Source organism: Phyllobacterium sp., assembly GCF_037994425.1.
Taxonomy (GTDB): domain Bacteria; phylum Pseudomonadota; class Alphaproteobacteria; order Rhizobiales; family Rhizobiaceae; genus Phyllobacterium.
Map to the genome: position 1 here is coordinate 1 of NZ_JBBNAM010000199.1, position 12,216 is coordinate 12,216.

Consider the following 12,216-nt stretch of genomic DNA (forward strand, 5'->3'; position numbering starts at 1 on the left):
TGGCGTCGTCGCGGCGCAGCGCTATCGCGTAGGGTTCATGTGTAATCAAGCGATTGCCGATCTCGAGCGAGGACGGATCGCGCGCCCGCGTGGCCAGGCTGATGAGTAGCACTTGATCGGCGATATAGGCATCGATCTTGTGATCCTCGAGCGCCGCAAGCCCGTCCTCGTGCGTTCCGAAATCGGCAAGCCTCGTCTTCGACACCTCGTTTGCCAGTGCCTCGCGCAGCGTCGCCCCCGTCGTCGTGCTTGCACGCACGCCGATTACGCCCGTGGATGCGATACGCTCGCTGACGGAGCGCACAGCGGGCTTGTCGAGAAAAAGAGTCTGCAGATAGTTGGGCGAATCTTTGCGGAGCAGCGCCGTTGCCCCAGTCAGGAAGATTGGTTGTGAGAAGTCGACGATTTCCCGCCTCTTCAAATTGACGGTGATCGCACCGCAAAGCAGGTCGACTTGTCCATTCCTCACCGCATCGAAGCCGTTGGCGAGCGTCATCTCGATGTATTCGCGTTTCAGTTGCGGGACCTGACGTTCCACTTCATCGGCGATCATGCCACAGAGGTCGATGGAATATCCCATCGGATTGGCGCCAGGCTTGCTGGAAGAGAAGGGCGCCTCGTCGGCGATGTAACCGATGCGCACGCTGCCCCGTTGGGTGAGCGTGTCGAGCGTCGCAGCGCCCGTCGCGAAAACCGAAAGGCAAAGGGCAAGGTTCGCCAGCAGAAACCATCGCAAGCACTTTGCAATAGACATGATCCCCATCTCCGAAAAATCGTGGCGATCTCAAAAGTGTAGACGCAGATTATGGGCTGCCCGCCGTTTGTCAACTGAGGACACCTCGGCGCCCTGCAACAGACTGCCCCATCAACCAGGGTGCGGGCGGATCATGTTTGGAGAACCGTTGTCTTGACACTTGGCTTGTGTGGCTAGGTCAATGGCCAATGACCGCTACTGATGGAGAGCGGACACAGTATAAGGCTTTAATATCATTAAAGCTTTTGGTGAGCGCGCAGGGATTCGAACCCTGGACCTACTGATTAAAAGTCAGTTGCTCTACCGGCTGAGCTACGCGCTCCCAGGCAAGGCCAGATCAGTGGCCTCGGGAAGTGCGGCGGAACATAGGTGCGACTTGCCCATCGGTCAACAACTATTGTGCAGATAATTTGCGGCAAAAGGCCTTGTTTTCGCTGGTTTCAGCGCTTTCTGGTGATGTTGCTCCGTTTCAGGAGGCGAATTTGCCGACCGGGTCGAGGCGCGCTCCGCCAAACTGGCGAAAAGGTGATTGGCGTTTGCAGGGGATTCGGCATAATCCGGCGCCAAACTAAATGCCTTGAAGGAGTGCGCATGGCGCTGGATGTTTCCTATCTGACGGCGGCCGGCGCTGGCGCTCTGTCTTTCCTATCACCTTGCGTGTTGCCGCTCGTCCCGCCTTATCTATGCTATATGGCCGGTGTGACCGTCGAAGATTTTCGCTCAGATCTGCCGCAAGCGCACATATCGCCGGTAAGGAAGGCTCTGCTCGTCTCTTCCCTCCCATTTGTCCTCGGATTCACCACCGTCTTCGTGCTGCTTGGGGCAGGCGCCTCTACCATCGGCAGTTTCCTGCGCATGTGGCAGCAGGAGATTGCCATCGCCGCTGGCGTCGTCATCATATTGATGGGACTCAATTTTCTTGGGGTGTTCAAGCTTGCCTTTCTTTCGCGTGAGGCCAGGTTCCAGACACAAGGAGCGCCGGCCAACCCCCTTTCGGCCTATGTAATGGGGCTGGCATTCGCGTTTGGCTGGACGCCGTGCATCGGTCCGGTGCTTGGACCGATTCTCGCGCTTGCCGGCGCCCGCGACACCGTCGCCGATGGTGCGATGCTGCTTGCAGTCTATTCGCTCGGTCTCGGAATTCCCTTCATTATCGCTGCGCTTTTTTCCGGCATGTTCATGCGCTTCCTTGCCCGCTTCCGCATGCATCTCGGCAAGGTGGAGAAGGTGATGGGCGGCCTTCTCGTTTTGACCGGCATACTGTTTCTCACCGGCGGGCTGCAGACTTTCTCATTCTGGCTGCTTGAAACATTTCCCATCCTCGGCCAACTCGGCTAAAGGTGCTGGACATGTTCACGCAATGGCAACAGGGCCCGTGCCACGCTTGTGCATGAGAGCGCCCGGCCAAAACTGATCTGGAAGTCCGACATGACATCACGTTCCTGCCTCACCGTCATCCTCGCTGCCGGCGAGGGCACCCGCATGAGATCCGAACTGCCGAAGGTGCTGCATATGATCGCGGGCCTGCCGATCGTCGCGCATGTTGCCAAGGCGGTTGAGGGGGCCGGCGGCAGCGATATCGCCCTGGTCGTCGGCAAAGGTGCCGAAAAGGTCGAGGCGGCCGTGCGATTGATCGCTCCCAATGTCACCGTGCACGAACAGACGGAGCGTCTCGGAACTGCCCACGCCGTCCTTGCGGCACGGGAGGCCATTGCCCGTGGCTACGACGACATTCTTGTCGTCTTTGGCGATACGCCGCTCATCGAAACCGCCGCGCTCGAGCAGGCGCGCGCTAAACTCGCCCGTGGTGCGGATGTGGTCGTCATGGGGTTCCGCCCGGCGGTTCCGAACGGTTATGGCCGCCTCATCGAGCAGGATGGCGGTCTCGTCGCGATTCGCGAAGAAAAGGATGCGAGCGCCGAAGAAAAAAAGATCGGCCTGTGCAATGGCGGGTTGATGGCGCTGGACGGGAGAAGTGCACTCAGCCTTCTCGACCGGATCAGAAATAACAATGCCAATGGTGAATATTATCTGACAGACGTGGTCGAGATCGCCAATGCTGCGGGAAAGAGCGTCGTCGCCATCGAGATTTCCCCTGACAATGTGATTGGCATCAATACGCGCGCTGAACTCGCCGAGGCGGAAGCCATCTGGCAGAACCGCAAGCGGCGCGACATGATGTTGGCTGGCGTCACGATGCACGCGCCCGAAACCGTGTTCTTCTCGCATGATACGCTCATCGAAGCGGACGCGGTCCTCGAACCCAATATCGTGTTCGGTCCTGGCGTTTCGGTGGCGAGCGGCGCTGTCATCCACGCTTTCTGCTATTTCGAAGGCGCGAAGATCGGTCGCAACGCCAATGTCGGACCTTTCGCAAGGTTGCGGCCAGGCGCGGATCTTGCGGAAAAATCCAAGGTCGGAAATTTCGTCGAGGTAAAGAACGCAGTGGTCGGCATCGGCGCGAAGGTCAATCATCTGACTTACATCGGCGACGCAACCATTGGTGCCGCCGCCAATATCGGCGCTGGCGCGATCACATGCAATTATGACGGCTACAATAAACATTTGACGGAGATCGGGGCCAACGTCTTTGTCGGGTCCAATACGTCATTGGTGGCACCGGTGAAGATCGGCGATAATGCTTATGTGGCATCCGGCAGCGTAATTACGGCAAATGTGCCCGCGGATGCGCTGGCATTCGGTCGAGCCCGGCAGGAAGTCAAGGAAGGACGGGCGATCGAGCTTCGGGCCCGCTATGCTGCCGCGAAATTAGCCAAGAAGGCTGACTAGATCGCATTCCATTGTTCGTGCAAGATTGCGCAACGGAAATTGAATTCCGGCGAGGGCGATTCCGCCCTAAGGCTGGAACATAAAAAAGCTTGGGGCATCGGAGTTTTGCATGTGCGGGATTGTTGGAATTATCGGCCGGGAACAGGTTGCGCCATTGCTTGTCGACGCCCTGAAGCGGCTTGAATATCGCGGCTACGATTCTGCCGGCGTCGCCACCCTCAATAATGGTGTTCTTGATCGCCGCCGCGCCGAGGGCAAACTCGCCAATCTCGACAAACTGCTCAAGGAACAGCCGCTCGGCGGCACGATCGGCCTTGGTCACACCCGCTGGGCCACCCACGGCGCGCCGACCGTTCGTAATGCGCACCCGCACACGACGCCGCGCCTTGCCGTCATCCACAATGGCATCATCGAGAACTTCGCCGAATTGCGCACGATGCTTGAATCGGATGGCTACCGGTTCGAGACTGAAACTGATACGGAAACGGTCGCGCACCTGGTGACCCGCGCGCTTGATCGCGGGCTTTCTCCGATTGACGCGGTACGCCAGACGTTGCCGCAACTGCGTGGCGCCTTCGCAATTGCCATCATGTTCAAGGGTGAGGAGGACCTCCTCGTCGCTGCCCGCAACGGGCCGCCGCTTGCCGTAGGTTACGGTGACGGCGAAATGTATCTGGGCTCCGACGCAATTGCGCTCGCCCCGTTTACAGACAATCTATCCTATCTCGAAGATGGCGACTGGGCCGTGCTCACCCGCAAGGGTGTCATGATCTATGACGAGACCGGCATGGAGGTCGACCGTCCGATCCAGAAATCGGCTGGGACGGCATTCCTCGTCAGCAAGGGCAATCATCGGCATTTCATGGAGAAGGAAATCCATGAGCAGCCCGAGGTGATTTCGCACACGCTCGCCAATTATCTTGATTTTGCCAAGGGAACCGTTCGCGCCGATGCGGCGCCCGTCGATTTCCGCAAGGTAGACCGAATCGCGGCATCTGCCTGCGGAACCGCCTACTACGCCGGCCTCATCGGCAAGTACTGGTTCGAGCGCATCGCCCGGCTGCCGGTCGATATCGATGTAGCGTCAGAATTCCGCTACCGCGAAATGCCGCTCTCGAAGGAGAGCCTTGCGCTCTTCGTTTCGCAATCGGGCGAGACGGCGGATACGCTTGCCTGCCTGCGCTATTGCAAGCAGCAGGGCTTGAAGATCGGAACGATTGTCAATGTCCGGGAATCAACCATGGCGCGGGAGTCGCACACAGTGTTTCCGACCTTGGCCGGACCCGAAGTCGGTGTTGCATCGACGAAGGCCTTTACCTGCCAATTGTCGGTTCTGGCATCGCTGGCGGTCGCTGCCGCCAAGATGCGCGGTACGATCGACGAACAGGAAGAGCGCCAGTTGGTGCGGGAACTCTCCGAAATTCCGCGCTACGCCAATCATGCGCTTCGTCTGGAAGAACAGATGGAGGCGATCAGCCGTGATCTCAGCCAGGTCAAGCATGTCCTCTACCTTGGCCGTGGCACCAGCTTCCCGCTCGCCCTCGAAGGCGCGCTGAAACTCAAGGAAATCTCCTATATCCATGCGGAAGGCTATGCAGCAGGCGAACTCAAGCATGGCCCGATCGCACTGATCGATGAATCGATGCCGGTTATCGTCATCGCGCCGTTCGATCACTGGTTCGAGAAAACCGTTTCGAACATGCAGGAGGTCGCGGCGCGCGGCGGCAAGATCATCCTCATCACCGACGAGAAGGGCGCTGCGGCCAGCACGTTGAACACGATGCACACGATCGTGCTGCCTGACATGCCTGAAATCATCGCGCCGATCATCTATGCGATACCGATCCAGATGCTGGCGTATTATACCGCCGTGTTCATGGGCACCGACGTCGACCAGCCGCGTAACCTCGCGAAATCCGTGACGGTGGAATAGCCACTTCGATGCTCTAGCCGGCGCGCAGAAGCCTGACCGCCTCATCTCGCTCGAAGAGATAGAGGAGGATGCGCAGGGCTTGGCCGCGCTCGCTCTGGAGTTCGGGATCGCGCGCCAATATGTAGCGCGCATCCTTGCGCGCGATCTCCAGAAAATCCTGATGCGCCTCGATGCTCGCCAAGCGAAAGCCGGGGGTGCCCGATTGCCGCGTTCCGAGCAGTTCACCTTCGCCGCGCAGCTTCAGATCTTCCTCGGCGATGCGAAATCCATCTTCCGTCTCGCGCATGATCCTGAGGCGTGCCTGCGCAACCTCGCCAAGCGGCCCTTTATAGAGCAGAAGGCAGGTTGATGGCTTGTCGCCGCGCCCGACGCGACCACGGAGCTGGTGGAGTTGTGCCAGGCCGAAACGCTCGGCATGCTCGATGACGATGATGGTGGCATCCGGCACGTCGACACCGACCTCGATCACCGTAGTTGCCACCAGAAGCCGGGTCTCGCCATTCTTGAAGGCCAGCATTGCCGCATCTTTCTCGGCGCCGGTCATCCGGCCATGGACGAGGCCGATACCTTTGCCAAGCAAGGGTTTGAGCGATTCGAAGCGCTCTTCGGCCGATACCAGGTCGACAACTTCCGATTCTTCGACGAGTGGACAGATCCAGTAGATCTTCTGGCCTTCGCCAATGGCAGTTCGCATACGGTCGACAAGTTCGCTCAACCGCTCCATCGGAAGGATCGCCGTCGTGATCGGCCGCCGGCCAGCGGGTTTCTCCGTTAGCTTCGAAACGTCCATGTCACCGAACGCCGTCAGGACCAGCGTGCGCGGAATAGGGGTTGCAGTCATCACCAGCATGTCGGGTGCATCGCCCTTGGAGGTCAGGAGCAAACGCTGGTGGACGCCAAACCGGTGCTGTTCGTCGACGATGACAAGGACGAGATCGCGATACGCCACCTTTTCTTGGAACAGGGCGTGCGTGCCGACGATGATGTGAATCGCGCCTGATCGGAGGCCGTCTAGGATATCTTCGCGCTCCCGCCCTTTCTCGCGTCCCGTGAGAAGGGCAACGCGTAGACCCGCTTTCCCTGCGAGTGGCGCGATCGTGGCATAATGTTGCCGCGCCAGGACTTCGGTTGGCACCATCAGCGCCGATTGACCGCCGGCTTCCGCCGCATGCGCCATCGCGAGCAGGCCAACAACGGTCTTCCCCGAGCCGACATCGCCCTGGAGCAGGCGTAACATGCGATCGGGCTGGCGTAGATCCGCAATGATCTCCTTGATCGCCTGAGTCTGGCTATTGGTCAGCGAATAGGGCAATGCCGTGATGATCTGCGCCTTCAGTTCGCCGTTGCCTTCGAGCCTGCGACCGGCAAGGCGCTTTGCCCTTTGCCGCACGAGCGCTAGCGCGAGCTGGCCCGCCAGAAACTCGTCATACGCCAGCCGCTGTCGCGCCGGATTGTCGAGTGCGATGTCGGCAGGATCGAAAGGGTCGTGCATAATCCGCAGAGCGTCGTTGTGTGACGGAAGCTTATGGGTGGCAAGAACCTGTGGATCGATCCACTCCGGCAGGTCGGGCACCCTGGAGCGCGCCTCTTGTACTCCGCGCGCCAGTACTTTGGGAGAAAGGCCTGCGGTCAAGGGGTAGACAGGTTCGACGAGCGGCAAGGATGCCGAATCTTCAATACGCGTTATATGGTCGGGATGGACCATGGTGGGGCGTCCATTGAACCATTCCATCCTGCCCGAGACGATGACGGTTTCGCCAACGGGCATTGCCTTTTCGAGCCAGGCCTGCTTTGCGTGAAAAAACGTCAGTCCAATTTCGCCGGTGTCGTCATGGGCATAGACGCGGTAAGGCGCATTGCTGCGTCCACCGGGCAGGTGGCGGTCGATCCGCACTTCGAGGGTGACGACCGCACCCGCAGGCGCATAGGCAATGCCGGGACGGTTGCGCCGATCAATGACGCTGTGGGGTGGAAGGTAGACGAGGTTGGCGACGCGCGGGTCTTGTCCTGGCAGCGTGCCGAGCAGCGTTCCAAGCAAACCGGTAACCTTCGGGCCAATGCCTGAAAGAGAGCGAACGGATGCAAACAGAGGATCGAGCAGGGACGGGCGCATGCCCTAGGTCTAGAGCCTTTCTTGTTTGGATAGAAGCAGTTCTGTTCCCAGTTGGCAGGACAATCCACCGGGAAGGCTGACAGAGCCGCCGAGGCAGGCTATACCCAGCGGCGCCGATGCAAAAAAAACGCGTCAAGTGAACACGGAGCTGACAATGACTGGAAGCAGTCGCACCACCGCTGACCTGCCACCGCGACAGCGCAAGCTCCTGTTCCGGTCCTGGCACCGGGGCATGCGCGAAATGGACCTGATTCTGGGGCAATTTGCAGATGCCCATATCGAAACCTTGTCCGACCACGAACTTGACCAATATGAAGCACTTATGGAGGCCTTGGATCGTGATCTCCTGAAGTGGGTCACGGGCGAAGCCGACGTTCCAGCCGAATTCGATACGCAGATCTTTCACAAGATCGTGGCGTCCCGCAATGAGATGAAATTCTGAAATTCCAAATGACTGCGTTTTCCAAACTTGGACTAAAGCCCGGTATGGCGGGATATGTTGTCGTCGACGGTGTCGTCGATGGCTACGAAGCCTTTGTGCTCGCTAAAGTCGTTGCAGAAACGGGGGCGGGTGGCCCGGTGCTGTTCATCGCGCGTGATGGCCAGCGTGTTGCCGACCTCGAACAGGTACTTGGGTTTGTCGCTCCGGATCTGCCCGTGCTGCAACTGCCGGCCTGGGACTGCCTCCCGTATGATCGCGTTTCCCCCGGCGCCGATACATCCGCCCGGCGCCTTGCGGCGCTTGCCGGCCTTGCCGCCTTGCGTGAATACAAGCACCCGGGCGTTATTCTCGCCACGGCGAATGCCATGCTGCAGAAGCTTCCGCCGCGCAAAGTGCTGGCACAGCAGCTTTTTACGGCGAAGCCGGGCAATCGAATTGACATGAATGCGCTGGTTCAACGCCTTGAAAATAATGGCTTCGAGCGTGTTCCGACGGTCCGGGACGTGGGCGAATACGCAGTGCGCGGTGGAATTCTCGATCTGTTCGCGCCGGGCGCCGAAGAACCGCTGCGGCTCGATTTTTTCGGTGACACGCTTGAGACGATCCGCACCTTCGATCCGGCAACGCAGCGAACTTCAAGCCAGAAGACCGAATTCGCGATGCAGCCGATGAGCGAAATCACGCTCTCGCCCGAGGTGATCAGTCACTTCCGCTCGCAATATGTCCAGACGTTCGGCGCACCATCGCGCGACGATGCTCTCTATCAATCGATCTCGGAGGGACGACGTTTTGCCGGGATGGAACACTGGCTGCCGATGTTCTACGACAATCTGGAAACAGTGTTCGACCATGCCGGTGACATGACTGTCGTCTTCGATCATCTTGCACATGAATCCATGGCCGAGCGCCACAAGATGGTCCTCGACCACTACGACGCGCGCAGGCGCCAATCCGACGGCAAGGAGCCGGGCGATGCAGTCCCCTACAAACCTGTCGCGCCAGGGTTGCTTTACCTGACGCCGGAGGCGGTGGAGACAGCGGCGCAGGGCGCTGGCCTGCGCATCGATTTCACGCCGTTCGACGCGCCATTTGCCACCGGGCGCTCAATCGTTCACGCCGGCGCGCATCGCGGCCGAACGTTCGTTGAAGAGCGGACAGCCAAGGACACCAATGTCTTCGACAGTGTCGTGAAGCACATCGCCGATGAACGCGCGGCCGGCAAGAAAGTGCTCGTTGCCGCCTGGAGCGAGGGTACACGCGACCGCCTCGTGCAAGTGCTCAACGAGCACGGCCTCGAAAAGATCGAGCTTGTCGACGACCTAAGGACCGTCAAGGCGCTATCGCGGGACAAGATCACCGCCGGCGTTCTCTCGCTTGAGACCGGTTTCGACGCTGGCGAACTCGTCGTCATTGCCGAGCAGGATATTCTCGGCGACCGGCTGATACGGCATTCGAAGCGGCGCAAGCGCGACCGCGACTTTATCAGCGAGGTTTCCGCGCTCAACGCCGGCGATATCGTCGTCCATGTCGACCATGGTATCGGTCGTTTCATTGGATTGCGTACGATTACCGCTGCCGGCGCACCGCACGATTGCCTTGAATTGCATTATGCCGGTGATGACCGCCTGTTCCTGCCGGTGGAAAATATCGAGCTTCTATCGCGGTTTGGTACGGAATCCTCAACTGCAATCCTGGACAAGCTTGGCGGGGGCGCATGGCAAGCGCGCAAGGCCAAGCTGAAGAAGCGGCTGCTCGACATCGCGGGGCACCTCATTCGTATTGCCGCGGAGCGCCAGATGCGCGGGGCTCCGGTGCTGACGCCGCCCGATGGGCTTTACGGCGAGTTCGCCGCCCGGTTCCCCTATGACGAGACCGAGGACCAGGACCGCGCGATCGATGCCGTCATTGACGATCTCGCGCTCGGCAAGCCGATGGATCGCCTGGTTTGCGGCGACGTCGGTTTCGGCAAAACGGAAGTGGCGTTGCGCGCGGCTTTCGTGGCGGCGCTGAACGGGGTTCAGGTGGCGGTGGTCGTTCCGACGACCCTGCTTGCGCGACAACATTTCAAGACGTTCTCAAATCGTTTCCAGGGCCTGCCGGTCCATGTCGCGCAGGCGTCGAGGCTGGTCGGTTCCAAGGAACTTTCCGAGAACAAGAAAGGCATTGCCGAGGGGCAAGTCGATATCGCCGTCGGCACCCACGCGTTGCTGGGGCAGGGTGTCAAGTTCAAGAATCTCGGACTGCTCATCATCGATGAGGAGCAGCATTTCGGCGTCAAGCACAAGGAGCGCCTCAAGGAGCTCAAGTCGGACGTGCATGTCCTGACACTCTCCGCCACGCCTATTCCCCGCACCCTGCAGCTGGCATTGACCGGCGTTCGTGAATTGTCGCTGATTACGACGCCGCCAGTCGACCGCATGGCAGTGCGGACGTTCGTTTCGCCCTTCGATCCCCTCGTCATACGGGAAACGCTTCTGCGCGAGCGTTATCGTGGCGGGCAGAGCTTCTACGTGTGCCCCCGCATATCCGATCTTGCCGATATCAAGGAGTTCCTTGATGCCCAGGTGCCCGAGCTGAAGGTCGCCGTGGCGCATGGACAGATGGCTCCCGGCGAACTTGATGACATCATGAACGCCTTCTATGACGGCCAGTACGATGTGCTCCTGTCGACCACGATCGTTGAATCAGGACTCGATATTCCCACGGCGAATACGATGATCATTCACCGGGCGGATATGTTTGGCCTTTCGCAGCTCTATCAGCTCCGTGGCCGCGTCGGCCGGTCGAAGCAGCGCGCCTACGCTCTGTTCACGCTGCCGGCGCACAAGCTTCTAACGCAAACTGCGGAGCGCCGGCTAAAAGTCCTGCAATCGCTCGACACGCTTGGTGCAGGGTTCCAGCTCGCTAGCCACGACATGGATATACGCGGGGCGGGTAACCTTCTTGGTGAGGAACAGTCGGGGCATATTCGCGAGGTTGGTTTCGAGCTTTACCAGCAAATGCTGGAAGAGGCCGTAGCAGAGATCAAGGGAACCGGAGAAATCGAAGACAGCCATTGGTCGCCGCAGATTGCCATTGGGACGGCGGTGATGATCCCTGAGACGTACGTGCCGGATCTGCAATTGCGCCTTGGCCTCTATCGCCGCCTGGCAGATCTTGAGGAACTGCAGGATATCGATGGTTTTGGTGCCGAACTGATCGACCGTTTCGGACCGCTGCCTGAGGAAGTACAGCACCTCCTGAAGATCGTTTACATCAAGGCCCTGTGCCGCCGCGCCAATGTCGACAAGCTCGACGCCGGCCCCAAGGGCGTGGTCATCCAGTTCCGCAACAAGACGTTCAACAATCCGGCGGCGTTGGTGAAGATGATCGGCGAGCAGGGCTCCATGGCGAAGATCAGGCCGGACCAGAGCATCGTGCTGGTCCGTGACTGGCCGACGGCGGAAAAGCGCCTGAACGGCGCCGCTGTCGTCATGACGCAATTGGCGAAGCTGGCAGAAGCGGCTTAGAGCCCGTTAATTGCTGCCGGGTTCGAAGCCGTCCGCTGTCTGGCGGATGGCGTCGGCCAGCGTCTCGGCGGATTGGGCGCCCATAACCGCATATTTCTGATCGAGGATGAAGCAGGGTACACCGCGCACGCCGATCTGGTTCGCGGTATCGATCTCTTGGCGGACGCCGACAGTATCGGCATCGGTCGGCAATAGGCTCGCAACGATCGCAACGTCCATGCCCGCTTCCTCGGCCGCCTCGAGCAACACCTCGGAGTCGCCGATATCCTTGCCTTGCTCGAAATAGTAGGAAAAAAGGATGCCAACGAGCGTGTCCTGCACATTCGGCTGGGCTTGCGATGCCCAGCGGATCAGCCGGTGGGCATCCAGTGTATTGGGACTGATTTCAATCGAATCGAAATCGAACTCGATCCCCACCTCCTTACCAAGCTCGGTGAGCTGCTGGTGAATCTCGAAGATGCGGTCCGAACTGCCGAACTTTTCCTGCATATAACGCTTGCGGTCCTTGCCTTGCAGCGGGATCGTCGGGTCAAGCTGGAACGGTCGCCAGTTCACGGTGACATCGAGATCCGGATTGAGCTCCAGCGCGTATTGAAGCCGCTTTCGTCCAACGAAACACCAAGGGCAAACGACATCCGACACCACGTCGATGGTGAACTTCTTTTCGGGCATTTC

At 59.5% G+C, this 12,216-nt stretch carries 8 protein-coding genes and 1 tRNA gene; 5 read left to right on the forward strand and 4 right to left on the reverse strand.

What is annotated here, in order from left to right:
* Positions 1-754, reverse strand: a 754-nt coding sequence (locus AAAB35_RS14025; RefSeq protein ID WP_340668898.1) for an amino acid ABC transporter substrate-binding protein, incomplete at its 3' end; no start/stop codon positions are given.
* A 246-nt stretch (positions 755-1,000) separates the two neighbouring features.
* A tRNA-Lys gene (locus tag AAAB35_RS14030) sits at positions 1,001-1,076 on the reverse strand.
* A gap of 269 nt (positions 1,077-1,345) precedes the next feature.
* On the opposite strand from AAAB35_RS14030, the gene AAAB35_RS14035 reads away from it, so the two are divergent.
* From AAAB35_RS14035 to glmS, 3 genes are all read left to right on the forward strand, one after another.
* Complete coding sequence (locus AAAB35_RS14035; protein WP_340668899.1) at positions 1,346-2,092, forward strand: cytochrome c biogenesis CcdA family protein; 747 nt, start codon at positions 1,346-1,348, stop codon at positions 2,090-2,092.
* Between the two features lie 90 nt (positions 2,093-2,182).
* Positions 2,183-3,544 carry a bifunctional UDP-N-acetylglucosamine diphosphorylase/glucosamine-1-phosphate N-acetyltransferase GlmU gene (glmU, locus tag AAAB35_RS14040; protein ID WP_340668900.1) on the forward strand — a complete coding sequence of 454 codons (1,362 nt, stop codon included), beginning with the start codon at positions 2,183-2,185 and terminating at the stop codon, positions 3,542-3,544.
* A gap of 109 nt (positions 3,545-3,653) precedes the next feature.
* On the forward strand, positions 3,654-5,477 hold the full coding sequence (glmS, locus tag AAAB35_RS14045; protein ID WP_340668901.1) for a glutamine--fructose-6-phosphate transaminase (isomerizing): 1,824 nt from the start codon (positions 3,654-3,656) through the stop codon (positions 5,475-5,477).
* A gap of 13 nt (positions 5,478-5,490) precedes the next feature.
* Here the strand turns inward: glmS and recG are convergent, their stop codons facing one another.
* Positions 5,491-7,590 carry an ATP-dependent DNA helicase RecG gene (gene recG, locus AAAB35_RS14050; protein ID WP_340668902.1) on the reverse strand — a complete coding sequence of 700 codons (2,100 nt, stop codon included), beginning with the start codon at positions 7,588-7,590 and terminating at the stop codon, positions 5,491-5,493.
* A 154-nt stretch (positions 7,591-7,744) separates the two neighbouring features.
* On the opposite strand from recG, the gene AAAB35_RS14055 reads away from it, so the two are divergent.
* Together AAAB35_RS14055 and mfd are read left to right on the forward strand one after the other, a co-directional pair.
* Entirely contained in the window at positions 7,745-8,032 is a 288-nt protein-coding gene (locus AAAB35_RS14055; RefSeq protein WP_340668903.1) for a succinate dehydrogenase assembly factor 2, read from the forward strand.
* A gap of 8 nt (positions 8,033-8,040) precedes the next feature.
* Positions 8,041-11,541: a transcription-repair coupling factor gene (mfd, locus tag AAAB35_RS14060; RefSeq protein ID WP_340668904.1), complete on the forward strand. Its 3,501-nt coding sequence runs from the start codon at positions 8,041-8,043 to the stop codon at positions 11,539-11,541.
* 6 nt (positions 11,542-11,547) lie between these two features.
* Here the strand turns inward: mfd and AAAB35_RS14065 are convergent, their stop codons facing one another.
* Entirely contained in the window at positions 11,548-12,213 is a 666-nt protein-coding gene (locus AAAB35_RS14065; RefSeq protein ID WP_340668905.1) for a DsbA family oxidoreductase, read from the reverse strand.
* Positions 12,214-12,216 lie beyond the last annotated feature (3 nt).

Bases quoted from the DNA above. Each gene is read 5' to 3' on its own strand.
- AAAB35_RS14055 (WP_340668903.1), top strand. From the start codon at position 7,745: ATGACTGGAAGCAGTCGCACCACCGCTGACCTGCCACCGCGACAGCGC.
- AAAB35_RS14035 (WP_340668899.1), top strand. From the start codon at position 1,346: ATGGCGCTGGATGTTTCCTATCTGACGGCGGCCGGCGCTGGCGCTCTG.
- AAAB35_RS14065 (WP_340668905.1), bottom strand. From the start codon at position 12,213: ATGCCCGAAAAGAAGTTCACCATCGACGTGGTGTCGGATGTCGTTTGC.
- mfd (WP_340668904.1), top strand. From the start codon at position 8,041: ATGACTGCGTTTTCCAAACTTGGACTAAAGCCCGGTATGGCGGGATAT.
- glmU (WP_340668900.1), top strand. From the start codon at position 2,183: ATGACATCACGTTCCTGCCTCACCGTCATCCTCGCTGCCGGCGAGGGC.
- glmS (WP_340668901.1), top strand. From the start codon at position 3,654: ATGTGCGGGATTGTTGGAATTATCGGCCGGGAACAGGTTGCGCCATTG.
- recG (WP_340668902.1), bottom strand. From the start codon at position 7,590: ATGCGCCCGTCCCTGCTCGATCCTCTGTTTGCATCCGTTCGCTCTCTT.